Genomic DNA, 26323 nt, shown 5'->3' on the forward strand with positions numbered 1-26323 from the left:
CGATGAGGCGGTTTCCGGGTTGGCTATCAGCCAGAGGGGGTAGAAGAGGCGAGCTCTGCCCTGACATTATCGCATTCAGGGCAAGAAGCGTTAGCGGATAGCGGCCTGATGCGGGCGTGATTGCCAGGATGACCAGGAATAGAGCGCAAGCCCAAACCAGATCATAATAAAAGTGGCAAGCTGTATGGTACCCAGCGGTTCACCAAAAATGGTTAAGGCGATCAAAAACTGAATTGTAGGGTTGATGTACATCAAAAAACCCAACGTCGAGAGCCGTAAGCGTTGAGCCGCACCCGCGAAAGCCATCAGCGGTAAAGCGGTTATTACGCCGCTTACCGCCAGTAAAACACTCGTTGGTACATCAATCATGAAGTGTGAATTACCCTGCCAGCTAAGCCATGTCAGGGCGAGCAGTGCCAGAGGGAACAGCAGGAGGGTTTCTACAAACAGTCCCGATAAACCGTCCAGTGGCACCTGCTTTCGAAAAAGCCCGTAGCTACCAAAGCTGAGTGCTAGCATCAGGCTGATCCAGGGCAGTTCACCCAGCAGTGCAAATTGGATGGCAATGGCCAAGCCTGCAAGGCCTAACGCCACTAACTGAAGACGTGCCATCACTTCACGCAGCACCAGCACGCCCAGTGCCACGTTAACGAGTGGCGTTAAAAAATAGCCAAGGCTTGCTTGCAACACCTGATTGCTTTCCACCGCGTAAATATAAAGCCCCCAATTGAAGCCGATTAACACGGCGCAAATCAGTACACGGCCTAAACGGCGAGGCTGGCTCAACGCCGTTATCACGGGGGACCAACGGCTTAACATCGTGATGAGTACCACAAGAAAAACACACGACCACACTATTCGGTGGATAAGAATTTCAAACGCTGGAATACCGTCAAACAGCGCGAAAAAAAGCGGGAAACACCCCCACATTATATAGGCTGCTAACCCAAATGTGACGCCTTTGATAGCCTGTGGATCACGCGCTGGAGGGGAAAGCATAGCAGCCTCATTATTTAAAAATGCTAATCTACCACATAATTGCGAAAACATACTGGCAAAGGAGACGTGACATGAGTCAGCTAAGAACGAGCCTGGTACAGTGCGATTTGCGCTGGGAAGACCCACAGGCCAACCATGATCATTTAGTCCGTTTGCTGGGCGATCTGGACAGCCGTGACACCGATCTCATCGTATTACCCGAGATGTTTGCAACGGGTTTTACCATGAACTCGCGCGAAATGGCCCAGCCCATGGCGCAAAGTCAAAGCGTCGCCTGGCTGCAAGCGCAAGCTAAAGCGCGTAACTGTGTCATCACCGGGAGTGTGGCCATCGTTGATGACGGCCAGTATTACAACCGTATGATATGGGCCACGCCCGAGGGTGATATCCGCCATTACGATAAACGCCACTTGTTTCGTATGGCGGGTGAGCATGAACGCTATGGTATGGGCAGCCAGCGTGAAATAGTCGAGCTCAAGGGGTTTAAGCTACTGTTAAGCGTTTGCTATGACCTGCGTTTTCCTGTTTGGTTGCGTCAACAGCCAGCAGCGCAAGAGCACTTCGAGTATGATGCGCTACTGTGTGTTGCCAACTGGCCAGCACCGCGTCGGCAGCCTTGGCGAACACTGCTTCAGGCTCGGGCGGTGGAAAACCTTGCGTATGTCGTGGGGGTTAATCGCGTTGGTGAAGATGCCAAGGGCCTTGCTTACAGTGGCGACTCCATGCTGGTCGATTTCAAGGGCGAACCGCTCATCGACCACCCTGAAAATACGCCGTTTATTGAAACGGGGACGCTTGATAAAACGGAGTTAAATGCTTTTCGTGAAAAATTTCCAGCCTGGCAAGATGCCGACCACTTTTCGTTACTGCCAGGAGTGGGCCAATAATGCGCCTTGATCGATTTTTAAGTGAAACCACACCGCTAACGCGTAGTTTGGCAAAACGAGCGCTTAAAAATGGCGAGGTAACGCTTAATGGTGAGCCTATTAAGCAGTCGGCCACCCAGATTGATACCGAGCAGGATGAGGTGAAATTCAACGGCGAAACGCTTTCGCTGGTCGGGCTTCGCTATGTAATCATGCACAAGCCAACGGATGTTGAGTGCACTGCCAGGCGCGGGCTGTATCCACGGGTAATTGATTTGATTGATTTGCCCAAAGTAGAGCGTCTTCAACCAGTAGGGCGGCTGGATGTTGATACCACTGGCCTTTTACTGATGACTGATGATGGCCAGTGGTCTCATCGTGTTACTTCACCGCGTCATCGTTGCGCCAAGGTCTATATCGCCGACTTGGCTGAGCCTATGGAAGGCAACGATGCGGAGTGGGCAATCAATCAGGTAGCCCAGGGCATTCTGCTGGATGATGAAGAGACACCAACGCAGCCTGCGTTACTCCGGTTTATAACGCCTCTACAAGCGGAACTTACCCTGACTGAAGGGCGCTATCACCAGGTTAAGCGTATGTTTGCCGCGCTGGGTAACCATGTTAATGCGCTGCACCGTCAATCTATTGGTGATGTTGTATTAACGGATGATTTGGGCCCCGGGGAGTGGCGCGAGTTAACGCAGGAAGAAATCGACAGCTTCTAAATTCAGCCGCTAAGCGCACTTGGCCAAACGGCAGTAGGTCAAGTGCGTATTCAATACTCGGCTTATACCGTTATCTTGCTTCTTTAAACAACGCCTCTGCTTACATTTTTCAAAGAAACGCTAGGCAGAAAAACGTGGCAAATGGGCGGCGGCAATCAGCGACTGAGTATATGCATGCTGAGGCGAGGACAGCACGTCAAGGCAGGGGCCCTGTTCGACCACTTCACCATCCTTTAGCACCATAATACGGTGCGCCATGGCACGTACTACGGCTAAGTCGTGGCTGATAAATAGGTAGCTAAGCTGACGACGTTCCTGTAACTGACGAAGTAGCGTCACAAGCTGCTTTTGTACGGTACGGTCCAGCGCTGAGGTAGGCTCGTCCAACACGAGAAGTTCAGGCTCTAAAATAATGGCTCGGGCCACGGCTATTCGCTGGCGCTGTCCGCCGGAGAACTCATGGGGATAGCGTGCCGCACAGCCTTCCGGTAACCCCACCTCAAGCAGCGTTTGTTGCACACGGCGGGTAACTTCATCGAGTGAAAGCGCAGGATAGTGAAAACGTAGCCCCTCACTCACGATATCAAACACCGGCATACGCGGTGAAAGCGCACCGTATGGGTCCTGAAATACCATTTGTAAGCGATGACGCTGGTGCCGTAGTGCATTGCCCGTAAGCTGGCTCAAGGTCGCATCACCTAAGATAACGTCTCCCTGACTGTGCACCAGGCGCATAATCGCGGATGCCAGCGTCGTTTTACCTGAGCCTGATTCGCCGACAATGCCCAACGTTTCACCGGGCGAAATACTCAAGTCGGTTGCTTTAAGCGCTTCAAAGGGAGGAGGCTGGCGTTTGAATAGCCCTGTTTTGGGGCGCTTAAAACTAACGCTTAGCTGGCGAGCGGTTAATAAGGGCGCCGCATTGGCAGGCGCTGCCGGGCGGCCTTCCGGCTCCGCTGCTAACAGTGCTTTGGTGTAATCGCTTTGTGGGTTTTGAAAAACCTCTTCAACTGGCCCCATTTCCTGAATCTTACCGCGATACATCACACAAACCCGCTCGGCATAGCGGCTTACAAGATTCAAGTCGTGGCTGATAAACAGCATGCCCATGCCATGCTGATCGCGAAGCTCTTTTAAAAGGCCGAGTATGTCTTGCTGGACGGTGACATCCAGCGCGGTCGTCGGCTCATCGGCGATTAGTAGTGCTGGGTTATTGGCAATGGCCATGGCAATCATGACGCGCTGACGCTGACCACCGGAGAGTTGATGAGGCCAGGCATCCAACAGCTCATCAACGCGGGGCAGTTTCACTTGTTCAAGCAGTTCTCTGGCCCGCGCTCGCGCCGCTTGCCCACTTAACCCTTGATGCAGGCGCAGGGTTTCACCAATCTGCTTACTGATACGGTGTAAAGGGTTGAGTGATGTCATGGGTTCTTGAAACACAAACCCTACGCGGTTGCCACGCACGCTGTTCCAATCGCGCTTACCAAGTTGATTGAGGTCAGTCTCCTCTAGCCAGCGCTCGCCGCTTATCATGGCATTGCGGGGTAAAAGATTAATAGCCCCTAGTGCTGAAACGGACTTGCCCGAGCCGGACTCACCCACAATCGCCAGCGTTTCGCCTGCATTGACCGTTAATGAAAGCGCATCTACCACTACATTATCATCAAAGGCAATCGTGAAATCCGTTAGCCGAAGTAGTGGTTTAGGCATGTTGGGTGTCCTGCGCAGGCGTTTGGCGCTGATTAATGTGGCGTGGGTCGAAGGCATCGCGCAGCCCTTCACCGATAAAGACAAGCAAGGAGAGCATCACGGCAAGCGTCATGAAGGCGGTAATACCCAGCCATGGCGCGTGCAGATTATTTTTACCCTGAGCGGCAAGCTCCCCCAGGGATGGGGAACCGGGCGGCAGGCCAAAGCCCAAAAAGTCGAGCGCTGTTAACGTACCAATCGCCCCGGTAAACAGAAAGGGGATAAACGTTAGGGTAGCCACCATGGCATTCGGCAGGACATGGCGCCACATAATCAGCCGAGACGGCAACCCCATGGCTTTTGCTGCGCGTACGTATTCCAAATTGCGTGCTCGTAAAAACTCGGCCCGCACAATATCGACCAGGCCTAGCCATGAAAAGAGCAGCATAATGCCCAGCAGCCACCAAAAACCGGGTTGCACGAAGCTTGCTAAAATAATCAGCAAAAACAGTACCGGTAGCCCCGACCATATTTCAGTGACCCGTTGGCCTATAAGGTCCACCTTGCCGCCAAAATACCCCTGCACACCGCCCGCTAGAACGCCTAACGCCAGCGAGCCTGTCGTAAGCACTAACGCAAAAAAGACAGAGAGCCGAAAACCGTAGATCACGCGGGCCAGCACATCGCGCCCTTGGTCATCCGTGCCCAGCCAGTGGCGGCTATCCGGGGGGGCTGGTGAGGGTTGTTGCATCTGCATGTCCAGCGTTTGATAGGAGAACGGAATAAGCGGCCATATGGCCCAGCCGTTGTCGCTAATTTGCTGTTGAATAAACGGGTCCAAATAGTCAGTACGGGTGGGAAGAAAGCCCCCGAAATCTGTTTCCGGATAATCCACCAGTAAAGGTGTATACCACTGCCCGTCGTAGTTCAGAATAAGCGGCTTGTCATTGGCAATCAGCTCGGCAAACAGGCTGATAATGAACAGCACGCCAAACAACCAAAGCGATATCCGCGCGCGACGATTTGCTTTAAAGGCGGCTAAACGGCGCTGCGTAATGGGGGATAGCCGTGATGTAAAACCGCTCATTTTCACGACTCCCTCGCTGCAAAGTCGATGCGTGGATCCACCCACACGTAGGTCAAATCGGATATCAGCTTTAGCATAAGCCCGATGACCGTGTACAAAAACAGGGTGCCGAAGATGACCGGATAATCCCGCTGCATAACGGCTTCAAATCCTAGAAGGCCCAGCCCATCAAGCGAGAAAATCACCTCAATCAGCAGGGCGCCGGTAAAGAAAATCCCAATCATCGCGGCCGGCAATCCCGCAATAATGATGAGCATGGCGTTACGAAAAACATGACCGTACAAAATGCGCTGTTCGTTAGCACCTTTGGCGCGAGCGGTGAGCACGTACTGTTTATGAATTTCGTCTAAAAAGCTGTTCTTGGTCAGCATGGTAAGGGTGGCAAAGCTGCCGATAGCGGCCGCTGTGACGGGCAACGTGATATGCCAGAAGTAGTCTTTTACTTTGCCGCCTAGCGAAAGGTCCGCAAAATCTGGAGAGGTTAGCCCTCTGAGGGGAAACCAGTCCCAATAGGTGCCGCCCGCAAACAGCACAATCAACAGGATGGCGAATAGAAAGCCCGGTATCGCATAGCCGACAACCACCAGCCCTGAGGTCCACACATCAAAACGTGAGCCGTGGCGCAAGGCTTTACGAATACCTAGTGGAATGGAAATCACATAGACCAGCAAGGTGGTCCATAAGCCCAGAGAAATGGATACCGGCAGGCGCTCAATTATCAGCTCGATCACCGGGCGGTCGCGGAAAAAACTGGTCCCGAAGTCGAGCGTAAGATAATCGGTCATCATGCCGATAAAGCGTTCATGGGCTGGCTTGTCGAACCCAAACTGCTGTTCCAGCTGTTCGATAAAGCGGGGGTCAATACCCCGTGCGCCCCGCGAATCATCGCTTACTTGAACATCTGCTCCGCCCATGTCTAAACGTGTGCTGGCCATGGCGTTGGCGCCTTCAAAACGCGCTAGCATCTGATCAATGGGGCCGCCGGGCGCGGCTTGAACGATCATGAAGTTAAGCAGCATGATGCCGAGTAGCGTCGGTATCATCAGTAGCAGTCGGCGTAGGGTGTAACGTGCCACAGAGTGCACTCCAGTCGTTATTATTTAGCCCTTCAGCGACGCCGGTGACGGCGCTGTAATTCTGCTTCACGGTCGGTATCGACCCACCAGGCATCTAAATCCATTGCGTATTCCGGGAAAGGCTCTTGATAGCCGAACTTGTCCCATACTGCAATACGCGTTTCGCCGGAGTGATAGTGGGGGATGGTGTAAAAACCCCAGCGCAGCACCCGGTCGAGCGCGCGCGTCGCTGTATCCAGTTTCTCCCGGCTCTCTGCGCTAATAATGTCCTCGATTAATGCATCCACTGCCGGGTGAGCAAGCGCCATTCGGTTACGGCTTTGCGGCGCTTTGGCGGCCTCACTACTCCAGAAGTCGCGCTGTTCGTTACCGGGGTTATTGGATTGGGGGAAATGGCTGATCACAATATCGTAATCGTAACTACGCTGGCGATTAAGATATTGGTTAATGTCCACGATCCGCATGGTGGTCTGTACACCGAGACGCGCCATATTGCGCAGCATAGGCTGTACCACACGCTCAAGACTCGCATCGTAAAGCAGCACTTCTAACTGTAAGGGCTTGCCTGTTTCAGTATGAACCAGTACGCCGTCTTCCACCTGGTAGCCCGCTTCGTTCAGCAATTCGAGCGCCCGGCGTAAGCGTTCGCGCAGGTCCGTCGGCTGGTCGATAGGGAGTGCATCGGTAAATATTCGCTCAGAGCGATGAGAGGCTAAAAGCTCCTCTCGATAAGGCTCAAGCAGGGCGAGTTCTTCCTCTGACGGCAGGCCATCAGCTTGCATCTCTGAGTTCTGGAAATAACTTTCGGTACGCTGATAGGCGTTATAAAAAATATTGGTATTCAGCCAGGGAAAGTCGAACGCCAGGCTGAGCGCTTCGCGTACGCGCGGGTCCTGGAACTTCTCCTTACGAAGATTGAATACGAATGCCTGCATGAGCGAAGGATTTACATCAGGCACCGTGATGCGTTTCACCAACCCTTCGCGATACGCCGGGAAATCGTAGCCAATGGCCCAGGTCGCCGTACGGGCATCGGTCCTGAAGTCGGTTAAGCCCGCCTTGAATGCCTCCCAGGCAATATCCCTGTCTCGGTAATAGTCGTAAACCACACGATCAATATTGTAGCGGCCGACATTAACAGGCAGGTCTTTACCCCAGTAGTCGTCGTCCCGCTGATATACGATGCGCCGGCCTGGGTCGACGTCACTGATGCGATAAGGGCCGGAGCCTGGGTGTGCTGTCAGTGTCGGGGCGGCAAAGTCACGGGGTTCCCAGTAGTGGCGGGGGAGGATCGGTAACTGTGTGACGATTAATGGTAATTCACGAGACTCCGTACTGCTAAATTCGAAGCGAACCTGGTGTTCATTTAGCGCAATGGCGTTATCAACATCGGCATAGTAACTGGCGTAAAAAGGATTACCCTCTTCACGCAGCAGGTTAAAGGAGAACACCACATCGTACGCGGTTACCGGCTCGCCATCTTGAAAACGTGCTTCGGGGCGGAGGTCAAACTCAATCCACTCCCGGTCAGGGTCCAAGCGGACGCCTTCCGCCAGTAATCCATACACGCTGAAGGGTTCGCCTGGATTGCTGGTCATTAACGTATCGTATATCTGGCCTACGCCGGTGGCCGGCGTGCCACGAATGATAAAGGGGTTGGTGGAATCAAAGCTGCTGCCCACGGCGGTGTGGGTGATGGTGCCGCCCTTGGGAGCCAGTGGATTAACATGAGGGAAATAGGCAAAGTCGGCAGGTAACTCAGGGCTATCGTAAAGTGACAGCCCATGCACCGTTTGAATCGATGTATTGTTGCTTGCGACGCTATCTGCAGGCGTTAGGCTATTGCCAGCCATGATCTGCGGTTGAGGTTCAGCCTCTGTCGGTTCTGCAAAGGCTGACATACTCATGATGAGGCAGCTAACGATTAGCAGCGTCTTTACAAACACACCACGTGGCATTGGTTACGTCCCATGTGAGCAGATCTTGTCAACTCATTGCCCTGAAAGTGTCAGGAGTTGGCCTGGTTGTAAAGCATTAGGTCGATCAAGCGCATTCCAGCGTATCAAGTCATTTTGGTTAACCTGGTAGCGGCTGGCAATGGCGGATAGATTGTCTCCACGTTCAACACGATGAACGTTGGGCGCTTGTGTCGAGGCAAGTTCGCTAGACGTGGTTTGCGAAAGCTGAGCTAATACCTGTGTATCGGCTTCCTCAGGTACTAAAAGCGTTTGTACATTGCGGGGGTCGATGCTGCCGTTGAGCAGCCCTGGGTTTAGCTCGGCTAGCGCTGATTGGCTGACATCTAAAAGCTGTGAGGCTTGAGCGATACTTAAGGGTTGCTCCAGTTTTACTTTGGCAAAGGCTGGGTCCATGTGAATGTCTGGCAGGCTAATATCAAAGCGTTCCGGATCATTAATGATGGTCGCGATCGCTTTTAGTTTGGGAATGTACTGCATGGTTTCATGCGGTAACGATAGATCCCAATAGTCACCCGCCAGCCCCTGATTTTGTGCCTTGCGTAGAGCGCGATTAACGGTGCCCGCTCCGGCGTTGTAAGCCGCCAACGAAAGCATGATGCCGCCCTCGTACCACTGATCCGCCTGCATCTCAAGGTAATCAAGCGCCGCTGCGGTGGAAGTGAGTACGTCCAGGCGCCCGTCATAATTGCCGTTACGAACCAGACCCAACGCATCACCTGTGTTGGGCATGAACTGCCAGAGCCCCGCTGCGCCACGATGGCTGCGCGCACTGGGGTCGAAGGAGCTTTCGACAAACGGAATCAAGGCGATTTCGCCGGGTAGGCCGCGATCACTCACTTGTTGAGTGATCCAGGCAAGCCAGGGCGTGGCGCGCTCAGTAATTGTGGCTATGTTTTCGGGGCTGGCGCGATAATATTCGATCCACTCATCCACGCGGGCCTGAGCGCTGGGGGGCAGTGTTAGCTCCTGCCACTGAAACGTTTGACGCAGCGCTGTCCAGGCATCCTGATGCTGAAGCTCTAGGTCTTCCCAAAAACTGGTGTGGAAAGAAGTCGAAGCCGCCTGCGTTGAAGGCGTGTGCTCTGTGTAGGAAGTAGCACTATTAGAAGGGCTATATGAGAGTGCTGAGGCTTGTGAGTTAGCGGCAGCGGCCAATAACAAGCCCATAATTACCGTACTGCCAGCGCTTAATACCAAGCGCTGTCGCATCGTTCGATAGGTCATAGTTTAATTCATTTGGTTTCTGGAGCGTTCTTAAAATCGGTTCTTCCACTCACGTAGAGTGGCGAACGTCGCGAGGTCGTTGTCATTAGCTCCCTGTTCTCCTGCCGCTTGGCGTACGCTTTGCGTACCGACGCGCAGGTAGGGATTAATTTTCAGCTCGCGTCCTATTGTGCTGGGTAAGGTGGGGCGATTTAATGCCCGAGCCTTTTCACACTCACTTAAGGCATAAGTCACATCGTCATTCTCTGGGTCAGCTGCGTGGGCAAATACAAGATTCGCCTGTGTGTATTCATGAGCAGCAAAGACCAGTGTATCGGCAGGTAGTTCCGCGAGTTTGTTCAATGACGTGTGCATTTGTTCGGGTGTGCCTTCAAATAAACGGCCACAGCCTGCACAAAACAGCGTATCTCCACAAAACAGTAGTGCCGGAATACCCGGCGTATAAAAGCTAATGTGATCAAGCGTGTGCCCAGGGGTTGCCATGACATCAAATTGGCGTCCCATCACACGCACGGTGTCGCCGTCACCGACATGCTGATTAATACCCTGAATATCCGGATTCGCTGGACCAATGACATGGGGAGAGTAGCGCTTGATGAGCGTTGCCAAGCCTCCCGTATGATCATGGTGATGATGGGTAATCAGAATGGTGTCCAGCGTCAGCGACTCACGCTCTAACAGCTTGATGACAGGATCGGCCTCACCAGGGTCCACCACGCAAACGCTTTGACTGGTATCTTGTCTCAATAGCCAAATATAGTTGTCGCTAAGGGCGGGAATCGGTGTCACGCTCATCATGGGCGAGATCCTTTTAAGGGTTGCAAACCTGCTGTCATTACGCTGATAAGTACGTTGAAAAGACACATAGAAAGCGTTAAAAAGCCGTTACTTTGGAGGGAAGCGCTGTCCATGTCAAATTCGACAACGGCCGATAAGGCGATGACCAGCCGCTTGGTAAATAGCCAGGCCTACTGGAAAACGGATGCTGGTCGATCACTTTGGGACGTGCAACGTGCTTGCCTGGGGCCCGTGGTTGAAAGCCGGGCGGGTAGGCATAGCCTGGAGATAAGCATGGGGCCTTCTTTGATGACCATGTCGTCGATACCGCACGCGGTCCGCTGGGTTCCAACGCTTGAATTCGCCACCAGCCCATCAACGCTGGTTTGCCCACCTGACCGTTTGGCGTTGCCTGATCGTTGTATGGATGTGGTTATCATCCACCACTGGCTAGAGCAATTGGAAAACCCTCACCACACCCTACAAGAAGCGGCACGAGTGACGGCGGACAACGGAATGCTGGTGCTCTTTGGTTTTAATCCTCTGAGCGTTAAAGGCCTGGCACATCAGTGGCGTAAACGCCGGCCCGAATTCCCTTGGAACGGGCAGTGGCACAAGCTTGGGCGACTGCGTGACTGGCTAGCATTTGTCGATTTTGAGGTCGAACGCGTAGACTATTGCTGTTTTAGAGGCTTGCTGAATGCGTCTTGCCCTGAAGGGCGAGAGGCGCTGGGGCGTCGGCATAATTTGCCTTGGGGGGAAAGTTACATGATCCAGGCACATCGCCGCCAGCAGTCGGCTTACGTCAAACGCATTAAGTTTGCGCTACAACGCCCTGTTTCCTCTTCATCGCTCGGTGCTACACGCAGAGGTAAACCGGCGCATAACCAGTCTCATCAGGATACGTAGCGCCAATACCTGTTAATAAAGGATGGAAAGATTGAGTAATCAAGCGGCCGAGCAGCTACCGCAGGTCACGGTATATACCGACGGTGCATGCCGGGGAAATCCTGGCCCTGGCGGTTGGGGGGTGGTGCTGTCTAGCGGCGAGCATGAAAAGACCTTAAAAGGTTATGAAGCTGACACCACCAATAATCGGATGGAATTAATGGCCGCCATTATGGCGCTGCGCACGCTCAATAAGCCGTGTGAAATCGCGCTATGGACCGACTCTCAGTATGTTCGCCAAGGCATTACTCAGTGGATTCACAACTGGGTTAAACGCGGCTGGAAAACCGCCGCCAAGCAGCCAGTCAAAAACGCCGAGCTGTGGAAAGCGCTGCACGAAGAGACCCATCGACACAAGGTAGAGTGGCACTGGGTAAAAGGGCATAGCGGGCACCCTGGTAATGAGCGCGCTGATGCGCTCGCCAATGAAGCCATTGATGAGCACCAGCAGAGGAGAGCGTGATGCGCCAAATTATCATGGATACCGAAACGACCGGTATCGACCCCAAGGATGGCCATCGCATTGTAGAGATTGGCGCCGTTGAAATGGTGAATCGCCGTTTTACTGGGCGTACCTATCATCAATACATCAATCCTGAGCGGCATATCGACGCAGAAGTCGTGGCAATTCACGGTATTGACGATGAAAAGGTCGCAAACGAGCCAGTGTTTGCTCAAATAGCGGACGAATTCTGGGCTTTTATCGAAGGCGCAGAGCTGGTTATTCATAATGCCCCCTTCGATGTGGGCTTTATGGATCATGAGTTTGGCCGGTTAAATAAGCAGCGCAGTGGAGCGCCATTAGGTCCGGTGCGTGAGCACTGCCGCGTTCTGGATACGCTCACAATGGCCCGGGAGCTGCATCCAGGACAGCGTAATAGCCTGGATGCCCTGTGTAAGCGTTATGACATTGATAACGGCCACCGTGTGCTCCACGGGGCGTTGCTCGACTCCGAGATTCTGGCCGACGTTTATCTGGCTATGACGGGAGGGCAAACGGCATTGACGCTGGATGCTGCCACGTCTTCAGAAGAGCAGCAGGCCGATTCGTCAAATGAAGGCCTATCGGTTCAGCGGCTAACGCTTACACCCGGTCAGTTGCGTGTCATGCGTCCAAGCGCACAAGAGCACGCCGCTCATCAGGCAAAATGCCAGGCACATAAGCTGAATTGGTTTGAGGAACGTGATCACAATGCTTAGGCGTGAGATTCCCCACCATGTACGTGAAGGGCGCGTTGTTCGTCTATCGCGCAGCCAGCTGGCGCCAGCCCCTCTATCGGGCGACCAGGAGCTGACGCCGCTTCAGCCTTATCAGCCTTGGACTGAACAGATGCAGCCGTTGTGTTACTGGAATGACGAGCCAGTAGCGCTATGGGTTGATAAAGAGCCAGGTGATGACTGGATTGATGGGCGCCAATGGATGGCAGACCTGCCCAGCGGGTGGTTTAGCTTGATTTCTACCGCGCTTCAGGTTGGCGCATGGCTTGAGAATCACCGCTTTTGCGGACGTTGTGGTGCTGCGGCCACGAGGCTTGAAGCTGAATTCGCCATGCACTGTAATGCGTGTGGGCATCGCAACTACCCACGCATTTCACCGTGTATTATCACTCTAGTCACCAGTGGTGAAGCGATGCTGTTAGCACGAAGCCCACGTTTCCCGCCAGGACGTTACTCGACCCTGGCAGGTTTTATTGAACCGGGTGAGTCAGCCGAAGAGGCTGTCCATCGTGAAGTGTTTGAGGAAGTGGGTGTACATGTTGATAAGCTACGCTACCACCAAAGTCAGGCATGGCCATTCCCCCATTCACTGATGTTTGGTTTTTTTGCTGAAGCGACCACGCGGCGTATTAATATCGATGGGGTAGAGATTAGTGATGCGGCCTGGTTTTCGCCGCGGCAACTACCTTCGTTGCCGCCGCCGTACTCCATTTCACGTGAACTGATTGAAACGCATTTGGCTAAATGGCGTGAGTAAGCCACTAACACCCTGGCTTAAAAAGTTCACGGCGAGCGTTTAGTTGGGAAACAGGCTGGTGAGTTTGGTGGCCAGCATTACGTTGCCGGTTGCTTTTAACTTGCCAGTCATAAAGGCGGTCATGCCATTGATATCACCGGTCATAATACCCTTGAGGGTATCTGTGCCCATGCTCAAGCTGACCGAAGGGTCATCATGTTCGCCTTCCTGAACATCCAGAGCGCGATCCTTGATAACAAGGTAGTGATCACCCGCATCTTCAAAGTGAAATTGAAATACTTCGTCCATACCCTCAGCCGCATCCGGATTAAAGCGTGCTTTCAACTTATCAAGCGTGCTGTTTGACATAACTATCTCTCCAAAGGCGGTAAAATATATAAATGGATCATCAATGACCCGATGAATGTGAATGAGAGTATTTTAAACAATCGTTTAGTTCAAGCCGTGCGAACGGATATTGAACGATAGTGCTAAACCTTGGCAGGAGCGTATACGTGAGTGAATGGATAGCAGGAATGGGCACCTTTCTGGTGCAAGCGACGATGGTTGTTGGATTGCTGGGAGGCGTCGCCTTGCTGATCTTGCGCAGCAAAGCAACTCAAGAAAGTGATCTTCGGTTGCATATTGAGCCACTCAATGAGCAGCGTCAGTCGCGTAATCGCCGTCTTCGCATGGCTGCCACTGAGCAGGGCGCGCGTAAAAAGATGCTTAAGGGGTTTCGCCAGGAAGACAAGAATCGTCAAAAAACAGCGAAACGCAAAGAGGCTACTCCATCAAAGAACAGAGTATGGGTGCTGGATTTTCACGGTGATATCAAAGCTTCTCAAACGGAGCTTTTCGCTCAGGAAGTATCGGCCATTATTGATGTCGCTGAGCCCAATGACGAAGTAGTGGTACGTTTGGAGTCTGCTGGGGGGCTTGTGCATGCCTATGGATTGGCTGCCGCACAACTGGATAGGCTGCAAAGCGCAGGTCTTACCACCACCGTGTGTATCGATAAGGTGGCGGCCAGCGGCGGATATATGATGGCCTGTACGGCTCAGCATATTAAAGCTGCGCCGTTTGCGGTAATTGGCTCAATTGGTGTGGTCGCTCAGGTGCCGAACATTCACCGCCTTCTTAAACGTCATGATATTGACGTTGAGTTACTTACGGCGGGTAAGTACAAGCGCACGCTAACGGTGATTGGTGAGAATACCCAGGAAGGCCGTGAAAAATTTGTAGAAGACCTGGAAAATACTCATCGCCTGTTTAAGGGCTACGTGAGTAGCCACCGCCCTGAAATGGATATCGATACTCTGGCAACAGGGGAAATTTGGTACGGCAGCGAAGCCGTTGCCAATCAGTTGATCGATAGTCTGGGCACCAGTGAGGCGTATCTGGTTGAACGAATGGCCGACGCCAATGTATACCATGTGCGCCTTGAAGCGCCGAAAACTATCAGCCGCAAAATAGGCTTGGCGGTCTCGGCGGGTGTAGAAAACGCCGCGCTAAAAGCTCTCAGCATGCTGGAGGCCTCCGGCTGGCAGCGTCGGTAGTCCCTAAAAAAACAGTGCGCTTTTACGTTGTATAGTGCTGCGCCAGGGTGTCTAAAATTGCCTTGGCGCTGTCGCTACGCAAGGAGTAATAAATGGTTTGTGACTCACGTCGTGTATTGACCAGCTCATCCCTGCGTAAAATAGCCAGATGCTGCGAAAGCGCCGACTGGCTCAGTGAAAGCTGCTGATTAATCTGCGTGACCGAAAGCTCCTCCTCGGCCAGTAAACAGAGTATTTGTAGGCGTTTTTCATTCGCCAAGGCTTTTAATAAATTCGTAGCTGATACAAGGTTTTGGCAGTTATTTTCGAGCAGACATGCAGCGGCGCTTGAGGACGCAGACATCATAATCTCCTTGCCTACACTGGACGGGAAGCGGTTATTTTTAGTGTTTATACATGCATTTTTATCAATTGTTATGCCATCGCCGCAGTGCAACGATGATTAATTTAATAATCGGTAATTTAGTGAGTTTTGTCCAAATCTTCATTTAACGGTTAATCAATGATAACGCTGGCTCTTTAACGTCTTCCCTGGCCCATTGTCCGTCTTTAGCCGATAGTATGAGGGTGAGTACGGCAATTACTTTATAGAGTAGAAGCTATTCAATGCTACTTCGATAATACAATAAAGACAGGGTCATTATGAGCCGCTACCAAGAATCCTACCTGCAAGCGAACAGTCAGCCCGAACACTTCTGGGCTGAGCAGGCCAAACGCCTGCCCTGGTTTACGCCACCTACACGGATTCTTACCTATGATGACCAGCAGCATGCTCGCTGGTTTAGCGATGGTGAGATCAACATCTGCTATGCCGCGCTCGACCACCATGTTGAGCAGGGCCGAGCGGAACAGCCTGCTATTTACTGGGATTCACCTGTAACGCATGCCAAGGCAACGTTAACCTACCGGCAACTGCGTGATCAGGTAGCCTACTTTGCCGGTGCGCTTTCCGAACTTGGCGTAAAAAAAGGGGATCGCGTGGTGATTTATATGCCCATGATTCCTGAAGCCTTGGTCGCGATGTATGCCTGTGCGCGGCTTGGGGCCGTCCATTCCGTCGTTTTTGGCGGCTTTGCGCCTCACGAGCTTGCGGCAAGAATCGAGGATGCTGAACCCAGCGTGGTGGTTGCTGCCTCCTGTGGTGTTGAGGTGGATAAGGTCATTCCCTATAAGCCAATCATTGACCAGGCGCTGGCATTAAGTACTCACCAGCCGAATGCCTGTGTGATTTATCAGCGTGACATAGCACCGGCTACCTTGGGCGAACGTGATTATAACTGGAAGGATTTAGTGACCAGCGCCGCCTTTGCCGAATGTGTTCCCGTAAAAGGGACCGATCCCCTGTATATCTTGTACACCTCAGGCACGACGGGAAAACCCAAAGGTGTGGTACGAGATACTGGTGGTTATGCGGTGGCGCTTGAGTACTCGATGGAGGCAATTTACGCCCTGGAGCCAGGCGACGTATTTTTTACTGCCTCAGATGTGGGGTGGGTGGTAGGCCACTCCTATATTGTTTACGCCCCGCTACTGCGAGGCTGTACCAGTGTTGTTTATGAAGGCAAACCGGTCAATACACCCGATGCGGGTAGCTTCTGGCGCATTATTGAGGAATACAACGTCAAAAGCTTCTTTACCGCGCCCACGGCTTTTCGGGCAATTAAAAAAGCGGATCCGGATGCCGCGCTGTTTTCCCGGTACGATATCAGTAGCTTGAAGTACGTGTTTGTAGCGGGTGAGCGACTTGACCCGCCTACATTTCATTGGCTGGATGATCTATTGGATGTGCCGGTGATTGATCACTGGTGGCAAACCGAGACAGGCTGGCCGATTGCTGCTAACCAACCAGGCCTGGCAACCATGCCTATCAAAGCGGGGTCGGCGACCTTGCCGGTGCCTGGATTTAATGTGCAGGTGTTAGGCCGCGACGGCGAACCCGCAGCACCCATGGAACAGGGGAGTGTGGTTATCAAGCAACCGATGCCGCCTGGGTGCCTGGTGGGCATTTGGCATGACCCCCAGCGTTTTCATAGCGCTTATATGGCGGCGTTTCCGGGTTACTACTTAACCGGCGACGGCGGCTACTTCGATGAAGAGGGTTATCTGTTCATTATGGGGCGCACCGATGACGTGATCAATGTGGCAGGGCATCGGCTCTCTACCGGAGAAATGGAGGAAGTGGTGGGCGCGCATCCTGCAGTGGCTGAATGTGCGGTGATTGGCATCCACGATATGCTGAAAGGACAAATCCCCCTTGGCCTGGTGATTCCCAAGGATGGATTTAACGGCGATGAAATGGCGCTTGAAAATGAGCTGATCGCGCGTGTCCGTGAGTATATTGGTCCTATCGCATGTTTTAAGCAGGTGCTGGTGGTCAACCGTTTGCCGAAAACCCGCTCTGGAAAAATATTGCGAAAGCTATTGCGCACGATTGCAGATGGGAAGGCGTTTGGGATCCCCTCCACCATTGATGACCCGGCAAGCCTGGAGGATGTGCGTATCGCCATGTGTGAACGCGCTATCGGCGATGCTGATAAAGCAACGCCGCGTGATTGAGTCAATTAAGTGCTGACAGGCAGGGTGGCGACTTTTAATGCAGTTAAGAACGCGTATAATGCGCGGCCAGCAGCGCTATGCGCTTTCTTATGAGGGTTCCCTAACCCCTCTTGGCTTGTAAAAAAAGGTCATTTTGCATGTTTGCACTAAGTGATACGCAGTACCGCCGTTGCCTCGTGGTAATGGTCGCCTTCCATATCGGCATTATTGCTGCCAGTAACTACCTTGTTCAGCTGCCGTTTACGCTCTTTGGGTTCCATACCACTTGGGGAGCGTTTAGTTTTCCGTTTATCTTTCTGGCCACTGACTTAACGGTCCGCCTTTTCGGCAAAAATGCTGCACGCGCCATTATCTTGCGCGTGATGTTGCCCGCTCTGGTCGTATCGTATGTTGTGTCGGTCGTATTTCCGCGGGGCAGTTTTGCCGGGTTTGAAGCACTCGGCGAGTGGAATGTGTTTGTGGCGCGCATTGCGCTGGCAAGCTTTCTTGCGTATGTCATAGGGCAGTTACTGGACGTGCAGGTATTTGATCGCTTGCGTCAATTGGCCTGGTGGGTAGCGCCGGTATGCTCGACGGTGCTGGGTAATCTTGCTGACACTTACGCGTTCTTCTCCACCGCATTCTATAACAGCCCTGACGCCTTTATGGCCGCAAACTGGCTAGAAATTGCTGCGGTGGACTATGCCATAAAGCTCGCCATCAGCCTGCTGTTCTTTCTACCCTTGTACGGCTTGCTGCTTGCCTGGTTGACGCGCCGCTTGGTGGTTTGGACGGGGCATACCGACCTATCTCCACGTACGGTTTAATAATGTACGGCTAATCGTTGTTGCTTAACAATGACGGCCTTGTTGACAATCACCTGATTAATCAACGCTTAGGGAGTTTACATGACTGATGCTGCCACGGTGGACCTTCACTATCTGGACATGGAGAGTGAAGGAGCTCCCGATGCGACACCGCTTGTGGTGATTCATGGCTTAATGGGTAGTGCCGACAACTGGCGCTCCCATTTGAAAGTCTGGCAGCGTTCGCGCCGCGTCATTGCCGTGGATTTACGTAACCATGGCCGTTCACCGCATAACGATGATATGCGCTATGCCACGATGGCCCAGGACGTCATTGCACTGCTCGATAGCCTTTCTATTACTCAGGCGCATGTGCTTGGCCACTCCATGGGCGGTAAAGTTGCTATCAGCCTTGCAAGGCTGGCGCCCCAGCGCGTAGTGACGTTGACAATAGGCGATATCGCTCCGGTCGTTTATCAGCATGGCCATGATGATATTTTTGCGGCCCTTAAGCGTGTTAGAGAAGGTCGACCAAAAAATCGTCGTGAAGCCGATGAGCTGCTGGCTGAACACGTTGATTCGCGATCTACACGGCTATTTCTGGCGACCAATTTAGCGCGTACTGAAGAAGGCGAGTTGGGGCTACGCATAGGGCTGGATGAGATCCAGCGAGGGTATGAGGATATTATTGACTTGCCTGCGGGGGAAGCCCCTTATGAAGGTCCGACGCTCGTGCTTCGCGGCGCCCAGTCGCACTATGTGACGGACGATATGCTGCCTGCCTTACGTGAGATGATGCCCCAGGCGCGCGTAGTAACGCTTAAAAACGCAGGTCACTGGCTTCACGCAGAGCAGCCTGAGGCGTTTCAGCAAGCCGTTGAGGCCTTTTTGGAACACCATGAGCGCTAGGCTGCTTGAAAACAGTGCCTGCACTTAACAGGTCTTAATGATAAGCCCCCGCTACGAGTTTCTCCTGAACAATAAGCGCTCCTGGATTAAAGAGTGTAAGGGTCAATGGCCAAACGTGATGTGGGCAGTTCAGCGTCTATTAGCCCTTGCTGTAAAAGGTACGTTTCAAACGTTGCATAACGGCGTGCGTTCAAGGTAGCAGGGCTTAATGCGATCCGGCGCAGAATATCCGGCCAAGCGTTGGCATTGGTTGCGTTATCAAGAATGGGGTGAGCACCAATCAGCGTTTCCCAAGCGGACTCCGGATTTTCCACCATCCAGTTGCTGGCTTCTTCTAACGCCACCAAAAAACGCGACCACGTATCGGCTTTTTTGGCTAATGAGTTGCTATTGGCCACTACAATTAGCCCATCATGGCGCGGAATGCCCAGCTCGCTATAGCGCACGGTATGCGTGGCAATGCCGTTTGAGGCTAATTGCTCGGGCAGAAAATGATAAAAGCCGTCAGCAATGGCCTCTACGCTCTCTTCAGTAAACGCATTGACCACATTAAAATGAACGCTTTGAGGTTCTAAAAATGTATCGGTTTGGCGTACGGAGCGCGGCACGAGCTTGGGAACCAGCAAGTTGGCACCTTCTCGGGTGTTGTAGCCGTAGTGAAGCCCGGCCAGGTGCGTCGCATTTTCCGGTTGAGCGTCGCCAGTGACAATGACGGCGTTAAGAGGCGTTTCAATCAGTGTCGCAATGCGCGTGATGGGAGCATCTTCGTGGGCAAGTAGATGCAGCAATGGCTGGCGCGTTAACGCTAAATCCACTTCTCCCGCCGTCAGCAGTTTTATGGCGATCGCAGGGTCCGCCGGTGTTTGAAGCTCCACTTCCAGCCCCTGTGCGCTAAACAGGTCTCTCGTTTGCGCAATGACCAAGGCCGCATGCTGAGGACTAAGATACCAGTCCAGCATTAAACGCACGCTTTTCAATGGCGGCGGCTCAAGCGGAGCCGGAGGTGCCAGTGCCGTAGTGGGCACTTCATCAACAACATCACTGTCAACGGATGGCCAAAGCATGTCAGGAATCATAATGTCACTTTCAAGAGAAAGCGGTGTCTGATCCTCCTTCGGCGTGTCTTGTTCTGCATAAGCTAATGAATATGCGAAAAATAAACAAAAAATCACCATCAAAAAACGTAAGTGCCTATAACCAGAAAGGCAGCATGACATAATCATAACTCCTGATATCGAGATGGCGGAGTTTATCCCTGACAAACGGTGCGTGACTAGCCTTGAACGTGTTGGTCTGCTGAGTTCGCACAGTAAATTTACCGGTAGCATGCAATAATAGTGTGGCATTGATGTAGAGACGGAGAGACATGGACGGAATTTACACCTTCTTTTTAATTGGTGGTTCTCTAATGGCACTGAGCATTTTGGCGAGCCGACTCTCGTCAATGGTTGGTGTGCCACTTCTGCTCATCTTCCTGGGGCTAGGTATGCTGGCAGGGGAGGAAGGCGTTCTTGGCGTTGCCTTTGACGACTACTCAATGGCGTTCACAATTGGCCACCTCGCGCTTGCCATGATTCTGCTTGATGGCGGTTTACGTACACGCCTTAAAACGTTCCGGGTAGGTTTTAAGCCGGCACTTTCGCTGGCGACTTTCGGGGTTTTTATCACCAGTGCGGTCGTGGGCATGATCGCTATGTGGGTGTTTGATTTAACCCTGGTGCAAGGGTTATTGGTGGGCGCTATTGTGGGTTCCACCGATGCTGCCGCCGTTTTCTCAATGCTTAGCGGTCGTGGCGTGAATCTCAACGAGCGGGTAGGGGCAACGCTTGAGATCGAATCGGGCACCAACGACCCAATGGCGATTTTTCTGACCTTAATGCTAGTAGAGCTTTTGGTCGGTGATATGGGCGGGGCATTTGAAACCCTGACCTTCTTTGTTTCTCAGTTTGGTATTGGCTTGATTGTCGGCATTGGCGGTGGCTGGCTAAGCGCCAAGCTGCTCCGCTGGCTGGATTTAGCGCCTGGCCTTTATGCCATGCTGGCATTGGCGCTGGGCTTTAGCGTTTTCGGGCTTACCAGTGTGCTGGGAGGTAGTGGCTTTCTGGCGATTTACCTGGCAGGCCTGATGATCGGCAATCAGCCTGGCCGACACCTCAACTTTATTCTTCCCGTGCACGATGGCCTGGCGTGGTTAAGCCAGATTGGCCTTTTCCTGGTGCTCGGGCTTCTGGTAACACCCAGCCAGCTGTGGGACGTCGCGTTGCCCGCAAGCCTTGTTGCGCTGGCGCTTATCTTTATTGCGCGCCCTTTGGCGGTATTAATTACCATTAAGCCATTTTTTAAATTTCGCTGGCGTGAAACCTTTTTTATCGCTTGGGTAGGTTTAAGGGGGGCAGTGCCCATCGTGCTGGCCATTTTCCCCGTCATTGGTGGGGTAGAAAATGCATCACTTTACTTTAACGTCGCCTTTGCGGTTGTGTTGTTGTCTCTATTGATACAAGGCGGCTCGCTCACGTTGGCAGCCCGGTTATTAAAAGTGGAGGTGCCAGTAGGCACAACGCCTAACCGCCGTGGGCCGCTGGGGATTTTGCCAGATAACGATTTTGAGATGTTTGTTTACGTGGTCGAAAACCGGGACCTCGAAGATGTGCCCATCCGGCTGCTGCGCTTCCCATCGGGGGCGTTGATTTCAGCGCTGTTTCGTAATCACACCATGCTGCATCCCAAGGGCAGCACGCGATTGAAATTAGACGATGTCATCTGTGTGATAGGGCGTACAGAAGATCTTTCTGCGCTAAATCGCTTATTCAATGGCGATGCTGGCCTCAAACATGAGCGTGCATTCTTCGGTACCTTCACATTAGAGGGCGATGCACTTATGCAGGACGTTGCTCAAGCATATGGCTTAACGCTAAGCCCGGGGGAGCATAGTATGACCCTCGCCGAGTTCGTCGCACTGCGCGTGGGTGGGCATCCTGTCGTGGGTGATGATGTGGATTGGCATGGTATTCACTGGGTCGTCAGCGACATGGAAAAAGGCACGATTACCCGTGTAGGCCTGCGATTGTATTAATTGGGCTAGAAGGTGTTGACTTCCAAGGGAATACTGCTATTATACGCACCCATAAGCCGGAGGGATGGCAGAGCGGTTGAATGCACCGGTCTTGAAAACCGGCATAGGTTAATAGCCTATCCAGGGTTCGAATCCCTGTCCCTCCGCCATTATTCGAAAGGAATCAGCTACTTAGCTGGTTCCTTTTTTCGTTTCTGGGTACGAAAAAAGGGCGAAAGTATAACGAGGGGAACGCCTACCGTTATACAGCTCAGGCTAGACCAGTGCACAATAGACTAATGTCTAATCAGAAATGAATTCTTCGGCCCCTAAGGTGCTGACTCGAAGTACCTTCTTGGCTCGCAAATAAACCTCTGTGGTTCTCCGGTCGCTGTGCTGCAAATTGCTACTCGCATCGAATCCTTGCTCGTCAGCATCCGTCGCATGCTTAGCGCGCAAATCATGTTCAGTAAACCGGTTCAATTAAGCCTTCGTCATTGCCTTACGCATGCCGTACTGCCAGCGGCAATTAAATGAATCCTTGTTATAGGGCATTCCGTTTCGCTTGCTGAATAGGGTAGGGCCTTGTTTCCTCTATCCAGGTTATCGGCTTTAATCTCTTTCACTAACTGCCTAAGTCCATCATCCCACGGAATAAGAGCTTGCTTGCCCGCCTTGCTGCTTCGTAAAGCGATGCCGTCGGGAGTTAGCTGATCAAGACGCAAGGTAAGTATGTCGCGTTGCCTCAATCCAGTTTTGTATTTGAATAAGGCATAGCGCCTTACCCATGGCGACGTGAATTTCAGAAAGCGGGCGAACTCGGAATGGGTGATATAGCGGTCGCGTGGCTTCACTTTGATCTTGGTCACCGGATCAGCCGGGTTGTGCTCGACGATCCCCCAGCGCTGGGCATACCGAAAAATATGTTTGAGCGTGGCCAGCTCATGGTTGGCCTGCGTTTTCGATTGAACGCCGCGGGCATCCATATAGCGATAAATGTCGTGCACCGTTATATCTCGCGGCTCGCACTCGACAAACACAGCACGCAGCTTCTTTAATTCCTGCAGGTTTGATTTGCGTGTTGCCTCTGAGGGTTTGGCTGGGATGATTTCAGCCTCGTAGCGGTCAAAAATGAGGCCCATTCCTGCCTTTGGGAATAATCTTGCTTGCCACCGCTCAAATTCAGACTGAGCGGCTACTACTGTTTCGCCTAACCGTATCCAGCTCTTGCCCACCAAAGCTTTCTGGCGGGCGTTGCACTTGTACCGCCAGGCGCCGCTTTTCCAATACACACGGGGGATGCCTGGTTTATCTTGCTTCATGCTTGAAGTGCCTCGAATTTAGGTCGTTTTATTTCTGGTGCTTGGGTGGAAGCCTCTCCGCACAGCACCTGCTCAACATGCCGGCGGCCAACGATAAGCGAACCGCGAGCATTAATTTTCCAGCGTACGCCCATGCTATCGAGCGCGGCGCATTGCTCTTTGCACCGTTTTCGGCCCGTTAAGGTTTCAATCTCCACCGGCGTTAACAACAGGTCCATGATGATGCCTCCATGATTGGACCGTGAGGCCCGGGCAGGGCCTGCGGACGTAAAAAAACCGCTCATTGGCGGCGGAAGTCTTTAAACGGTCAGGTCGATAGTCGCCAGCACGGCGCATCAAGTACTAGGCGCTATTGCCTCAATAACGCAGCGATCCGCTTGGCGTTGGGTAGGTCGGTTAGCATGCTCAAACTCCGTGCAGCGCACGATCACGCGGCGTTTGCATTTGCTCAAGGCGGGCATGGTTGGGAAGGATAGATGGCTGCAGTCTTTGATAGCGTGGCGGCAGGCCATGCACATGCGGCCTTTGGGGTGGTGAGTCATTGGTGGGCCTCGGCGCGTTGGCGGAGCTTGTTGGCGGTGTGGTAGAGAAAGCCCTTAATGGAAAACGCAAACTCTGATGATTCACATTTTTTAGCGCATCCTCCAACGCTTCTGCTGCTTTATCGCGATTGCTTTGGCGAACTGATCAATATACTGCTCTTCAGTTGAGCCCCAAGAATTAACCAAGCATTCATCTTCTGGTTCATCATCTGGGTAATCTTCGTCTGGCTCTCCCGAGACCATGAAAAACTTGTTTTCAATAGCATGCAGATACTTTGCAAAACGCCAGCAATTTTGAATATTCGTTACTATCACGGAGGTCTGGCGGCGAATATCGTGGAGAGCCGGAAAGCCTATGGTATCCGCTACCGGTTCTGCATGCGCCGCCAGTTCGTCACGCTCGACCTTAACCTGCTCTAGCTCTTTTAGTGCGTCGGTATATTGTTGATCAATAGTCATTACGCGGCCCTCATCGAAACAAGCTGCCGACGCAGCTCTGCATTATCTGCTTCGAGTGCAGCAATACGCTCCGCTAATGTCCCATTTTCGGCAATTAACGCCGCTTTATTCGCTTCAATGTCCTCATGTCGGGATGCTAACTGCTCGTTAATGGCCTCTAGGCTTTTTCAAGTGCTTGGTCCAAGTTTATCTCCGGTAACGATGTAACGGTCGCGGCTCGTCCGGCCAGTAGGCAGCGCTTGGTCAGGGCTTTCAATATGCCGCTCCCAGGTTTCCCGCGCTTCGGCTTTAGCCACCTTGGTGAGCATCAGTTTGCTGTAGTCTAGATAACCCATAACTTGCCTCTACTATTTCTAAGAAACCTCTATCATGCTGTCGCTACCTTAAGGATGTCTTACCTTTCGCTGCTCGTTATAAAGCCCTCGCTTTCGCGTGATACGGCCTGCGCTGGCTGGGCAGTGCCTTCCCCCGCCTGCTCATACGTTGGCGAGTTAGCTGACCCAGCAGTGAGCCATTCGCCAGTGGGGTTGCGGGCTATTGTCCATAGCTCTGTTTTCATTAGCCTTTTATCCTCGCGGTTGAATAGGTAACGCTGATCTCTGCTTCAATCGTGAACGTGTTATCGCATCGCTCGCATTCACGCTCTTGCTCTCTATTGACCATGCCGTCAATTTCTTCGCGTTCTGCTTCAAACTGTAAATCGCAATAGGGGCAGCGCGGATTATCCTCAAGGCGGTAATCAATCTCGTCTTGCTCTTTCGGCATCGCTGCAAGCGATTCCGTCTTTTCTGCCTCGTGCTCAATCTCGGCGCAAGGCTTGCATTGCCGGTCGTGTTTGCCGCCCCATGGGGATTCTGGTAACTGGCTTTGAGGCGACAAACGTCGTGCTTATCGCACTCGATATAGGTCATCCAATCGCGTGGTTTACCATTACATTCAGCGCAGCCGTTTACCCAGCACCATTGCCCGCCAATCAGCTCGGCAAATAAATGATGTTCAGGCGGACGCAGAACAACATCAGCGTTTCTTCACTGGTGAATTGCCGGTCTTTGTAGTCTTTACGGAAAAGCTGAGTAGCTCCACTCCAGGTGCGCTTCATATCCGGCGTTAACAGCGGCTCGTTAATGAGAATTGGTGCCTGCATAATTTCCTCCAGACAAAAAGAAGCCCACTGGCGATGTACGTCATCACAGTGGTAGCCTTCGTTAATAAAAAAAGGGAATCACATGGCTTTCCACAACCCTGACCCGAAAATGCGGGATATTGAAAAGCGCAATGCTGCCGCCCGTGCCGCGCTGTATCGCAGAATATGGCGCGCTCTGCGCAAGGTAGTGATGGCGAAGTCTAAAAAGCCCCGCAATGCGAGGCGCTAGGCTCTACGTTTTCGGTATTTGAGCGCCCCGATCAGGCGTCAGTTAAAAGGGATTTTGTCGTCGAAATCGTCATACTGCGCAGGATTGGGGGCGCCGTATGGCTGATGGTTATTTTGTGATGGACGCTGGTTATGCGGGGGCTGTTGTTAGCCTCCGTTGTTTGCTGGCGGATGGCCGTTTCCATGCTGTTTATTGGGCTTGAAGCACGACATGATTACCCTATCGCGGTTATCCGGATTAGGCGCAATCCTGCCGGATTAAACCAGCGATGCAGAATGATGAACTCATTGCCGTCGTCGCTTTTCATCAGCGTGCCGACGTTTTGCCGACGTTTTGCCGGCGAGCTTTTGTCTGGCCTGATTATCGGTCTTGGTATTCGCCGGTTTTAACGGCAATGGGATTTCGTAATTGGCAATAATGTGGCCATATCGAGATTCCG

The 26323-nt window shown here is 52.6% G+C and carries 28 protein-coding genes and 1 tRNA gene; 12 read left to right on the forward strand and 17 right to left on the reverse strand.

Going from position 1 to position 26323, the window contains the following annotated elements; genetic code table 11:
• Positions 1 to 90 precede the first annotated feature (90 nt).
• Entirely contained in the window at positions 91 to 999 is a 909-nt protein-coding gene (gene rarD / locus ACT3RQ_RS03760) for an EamA family transporter RarD (protein WP_444680018.1), read from the reverse strand.
• A 71-nt stretch (positions 1000 to 1070) separates the two neighbouring features.
• Between rarD and ACT3RQ_RS03765 the strand changes: the two genes are divergently transcribed.
• Together ACT3RQ_RS03765 and ACT3RQ_RS03770 are read left to right on the forward strand one after the other, a co-directional pair.
• Complete coding sequence (locus ACT3RQ_RS03765) at positions 1071 to 1886, forward strand: amidohydrolase (protein ID WP_193057194.1); 816 nt, start codon at positions 1071 to 1073, stop codon at positions 1884 to 1886.
• Entirely contained in the window at positions 1886 to 2590 is a 705-nt protein-coding gene (locus tag ACT3RQ_RS03770; protein WP_444628431.1) for a pseudouridine synthase, read from the forward strand. The genes ACT3RQ_RS03765 and ACT3RQ_RS03770 overlap by 1 nt, the downstream gene beginning before the upstream one ends.
• A gap of 120 nt (positions 2591 to 2710) precedes the next feature.
• Here the strand turns inward: ACT3RQ_RS03770 and ACT3RQ_RS03775 are convergent, their stop codons facing one another.
• The 6 genes from ACT3RQ_RS03775 to gloB are packed head-to-tail and all read right to left on the reverse strand — an operon-like array spanning position 2711 to position 10446.
• Positions 2711 to 4303, reverse strand: coding sequence for an ABC transporter ATP-binding protein (locus tag ACT3RQ_RS03775; protein ID WP_444680019.1), 1593 nt, complete (start codon positions 4301 to 4303; stop codon positions 2711 to 2713).
• Positions 4296 to 5369 carry an ABC transporter permease gene (locus ACT3RQ_RS03780; protein WP_172118775.1) on the reverse strand — a complete coding sequence of 358 codons (1074 nt, stop codon included), beginning with the start codon at positions 5367 to 5369 and terminating at the stop codon, positions 4296 to 4298. The genes ACT3RQ_RS03775 and ACT3RQ_RS03780 overlap by 8 nt, the downstream gene beginning before the upstream one ends.
• Positions 5370 to 5371: 2 nt before the next feature.
• Positions 5372 to 6445, reverse strand: a complete 1074-nt coding sequence (locus ACT3RQ_RS03785) for a microcin C ABC transporter permease YejB (protein ID WP_444680020.1) — start codon at positions 6443 to 6445, stop codon at positions 5372 to 5374.
• 32 nt (positions 6446 to 6477) lie between these two features.
• Positions 6478 to 8403: an extracellular solute-binding protein gene (locus ACT3RQ_RS03790; protein WP_444680021.1), complete on the reverse strand. Its 1926-nt coding sequence runs from the start codon at positions 8401 to 8403 to the stop codon at positions 6478 to 6480.
• Positions 8404 to 8436: 33 nt separating this feature from the next.
• Complete coding sequence (locus ACT3RQ_RS03795) at positions 8437 to 9648, reverse strand: transglycosylase SLT domain-containing protein (RefSeq protein WP_193054593.1); 1212 nt, start codon at positions 9646 to 9648, stop codon at positions 8437 to 8439.
• A gap of 30 nt (positions 9649 to 9678) precedes the next feature.
• Positions 9679 to 10446, reverse strand: coding sequence for a hydroxyacylglutathione hydrolase (gene gloB / locus ACT3RQ_RS03800; RefSeq protein ID WP_193054592.1), 768 nt, complete (start codon positions 10444 to 10446; stop codon positions 9679 to 9681).
• Positions 10447 to 10557: 111 nt separating this feature from the next.
• Between gloB and ACT3RQ_RS03805 the strand changes: the two genes are divergently transcribed.
• The 4 genes from ACT3RQ_RS03805 to nudC are packed head-to-tail and all read left to right on the forward strand — an operon-like array spanning position 10558 to position 13348.
• The gene (locus ACT3RQ_RS03805; RefSeq protein WP_444622348.1) at positions 10558 to 11334 is read left to right on the forward strand and encodes a class I SAM-dependent methyltransferase; all 777 of its coding nucleotides are present in this window, start codon (positions 10558 to 10560) and stop codon (positions 11332 to 11334) included.
• 22 nt (positions 11335 to 11356) lie between these two features.
• On the forward strand, positions 11357 to 11836 hold the full coding sequence (rnhA, locus tag ACT3RQ_RS03810; RefSeq protein WP_406565437.1) for a ribonuclease HI: 480 nt from the start codon (positions 11357 to 11359) through the stop codon (positions 11834 to 11836).
• Positions 11836 to 12573, forward strand: coding sequence for a DNA polymerase III subunit epsilon (gene dnaQ, locus ACT3RQ_RS03815; RefSeq protein ID WP_444680022.1), 738 nt, complete (start codon positions 11836 to 11838; stop codon positions 12571 to 12573). Before rnhA ends, dnaQ begins: the two co-directional genes overlap by 1 nt.
• Positions 12566 to 13348 carry an NAD(+) diphosphatase gene (nudC, locus tag ACT3RQ_RS03820; protein WP_172118768.1) on the forward strand — a complete coding sequence of 261 codons (783 nt, stop codon included), beginning with the start codon at positions 12566 to 12568 and terminating at the stop codon, positions 13346 to 13348. Before dnaQ ends, nudC begins: the two co-directional genes overlap by 8 nt.
• 39 nt (positions 13349 to 13387) lie before the next feature.
• Here nudC and ACT3RQ_RS03825 read toward each other — a convergent pair whose 3' ends face one another.
• Positions 13388 to 13696 carry an SCP2 sterol-binding domain-containing protein gene (locus ACT3RQ_RS03825; RefSeq protein WP_172118767.1) on the reverse strand — a complete coding sequence of 103 codons (309 nt, stop codon included), beginning with the start codon at positions 13694 to 13696 and terminating at the stop codon, positions 13388 to 13390.
• A gap of 146 nt (positions 13697 to 13842) precedes the next feature.
• On the opposite strand from ACT3RQ_RS03825, the gene sohB reads away from it, so the two are divergent.
• Complete coding sequence (sohB, locus tag ACT3RQ_RS03830; RefSeq protein ID WP_444680023.1) at positions 13843 to 14886, forward strand: protease SohB; 1044 nt, start codon at positions 13843 to 13845, stop codon at positions 14884 to 14886.
• A 22-nt stretch (positions 14887 to 14908) separates the two neighbouring features.
• Here sohB and ACT3RQ_RS03835 read toward each other — a convergent pair whose 3' ends face one another.
• Entirely contained in the window at positions 14909 to 15229 is a 321-nt protein-coding gene (locus tag ACT3RQ_RS03835) for an ArsR/SmtB family transcription factor (RefSeq protein WP_087111368.1), read from the reverse strand.
• 299 nt (positions 15230 to 15528) lie between these two features.
• On the opposite strand from ACT3RQ_RS03835, the gene ACT3RQ_RS03840 reads away from it, so the two are divergent.
• The 3 genes from ACT3RQ_RS03840 to ACT3RQ_RS03850 all read left to right on the forward strand — a co-directional run bounded on the left by ACT3RQ_RS03840 (position 15529) and on the right by ACT3RQ_RS03850 (position 19136).
• The gene (locus tag ACT3RQ_RS03840) at positions 15529 to 17442 is read left to right on the forward strand and encodes a propionyl-CoA synthetase (RefSeq protein WP_444680024.1); all 1914 of its coding nucleotides are present in this window, start codon (positions 15529 to 15531) and stop codon (positions 17440 to 17442) included.
• 137 nt (positions 17443 to 17579) lie between these two features.
• Entirely contained in the window at positions 17580 to 18248 is a 669-nt protein-coding gene (locus ACT3RQ_RS03845) for a 7-cyano-7-deazaguanine/7-aminomethyl-7-deazaguanine transporter (RefSeq protein WP_172118764.1), read from the forward strand.
• An 81-nt stretch (positions 18249 to 18329) separates the two neighbouring features.
• The gene (locus ACT3RQ_RS03850; RefSeq protein ID WP_444680025.1) at positions 18330 to 19136 is read left to right on the forward strand and encodes an alpha/beta fold hydrolase; all 807 of its coding nucleotides are present in this window, start codon (positions 18330 to 18332) and stop codon (positions 19134 to 19136) included.
• 86 nt (positions 19137 to 19222) lie between these two features.
• Here the strand turns inward: ACT3RQ_RS03850 and ACT3RQ_RS03855 are convergent, their stop codons facing one another.
• Positions 19223 to 20212: an ABC transporter substrate-binding protein gene (locus ACT3RQ_RS03855; protein WP_444680026.1), complete on the reverse strand. Its 990-nt coding sequence runs from the start codon at positions 20210 to 20212 to the stop codon at positions 19223 to 19225.
• Between the two features lie 290 nt (positions 20213 to 20502).
• Here ACT3RQ_RS03855 and ACT3RQ_RS03860 point away from each other — a divergent pair, with 290 nt between their 5' ends.
• Positions 20503 to 22209 carry a potassium/proton antiporter gene (locus ACT3RQ_RS03860; RefSeq protein ID WP_444680027.1) on the forward strand — a complete coding sequence of 569 codons (1707 nt, stop codon included), beginning with the start codon at positions 20503 to 20505 and terminating at the stop codon, positions 22207 to 22209.
• A gap of 58 nt (positions 22210 to 22267) precedes the next feature.
• Positions 22268 to 22358 (forward strand) — tRNA-Ser (locus ACT3RQ_RS03865).
• A gap of 324 nt (positions 22359 to 22682) precedes the next feature.
• Here the strand turns inward: ACT3RQ_RS03865 and ACT3RQ_RS03870 are convergent.
• The 7 genes from ACT3RQ_RS03870 to ACT3RQ_RS03900 form a co-directional block, all read right to left on the reverse strand.
• Positions 22683 to 23510, reverse strand: coding sequence for a tyrosine-type recombinase/integrase (locus tag ACT3RQ_RS03870; RefSeq protein ID WP_444680028.1), 828 nt, complete (start codon positions 23508 to 23510; stop codon positions 22683 to 22685).
• Positions 23507 to 23728 (reverse strand): DUF4224 domain-containing protein, encoded by a 222-nt coding sequence (locus tag ACT3RQ_RS03875; protein WP_444680029.1) that lies wholly within the window; start codon positions 23726 to 23728, stop codon positions 23507 to 23509. Before ACT3RQ_RS03875 ends, ACT3RQ_RS03870 begins: the two co-directional genes overlap by 4 nt.
• A gap of 414 nt (positions 23729 to 24142) precedes the next feature.
• A complete protein-coding gene (locus ACT3RQ_RS03880) occupies positions 24143 to 24511 on the reverse strand; it encodes a hypothetical protein (RefSeq protein ID WP_444680030.1) in 369 nt (122 codons plus the stop codon).
• A 167-nt stretch (positions 24512 to 24678) separates the two neighbouring features.
• Positions 24679 to 24846, reverse strand: coding sequence for a hypothetical protein (locus ACT3RQ_RS03885; protein WP_444680031.1), 168 nt, complete (start codon positions 24844 to 24846; stop codon positions 24679 to 24681).
• Between the two features lie 59 nt (positions 24847 to 24905).
• Positions 24906 to 25070 carry a hypothetical protein gene (locus tag ACT3RQ_RS03890; protein ID WP_444680032.1) on the reverse strand — a complete coding sequence of 55 codons (165 nt, stop codon included), beginning with the start codon at positions 25068 to 25070 and terminating at the stop codon, positions 24906 to 24908.
• On the reverse strand, positions 25070 to 25390 hold the full coding sequence (locus ACT3RQ_RS03895; protein ID WP_444680033.1) for a hypothetical protein: 321 nt from the start codon (positions 25388 to 25390) through the stop codon (positions 25070 to 25072). Before ACT3RQ_RS03895 ends, ACT3RQ_RS03890 begins: the two co-directional genes overlap by 1 nt.
• A gap of 94 nt (positions 25391 to 25484) precedes the next feature.
• Positions 25485 to 25655 carry a hypothetical protein gene (locus tag ACT3RQ_RS03900; protein ID WP_444680034.1) on the reverse strand — a complete coding sequence of 57 codons (171 nt, stop codon included), beginning with the start codon at positions 25653 to 25655 and terminating at the stop codon, positions 25485 to 25487.
• Positions 25656 to 26323 lie beyond the last annotated feature (668 nt).

This window comes from Halomonas sp. AOP43-D1-4 (assembly GCF_052446175.1).
In the GTDB taxonomy this organism is placed as follows: domain Bacteria; phylum Pseudomonadota; class Gammaproteobacteria; order Pseudomonadales; family Halomonadaceae; genus Vreelandella; species Vreelandella citrativorans.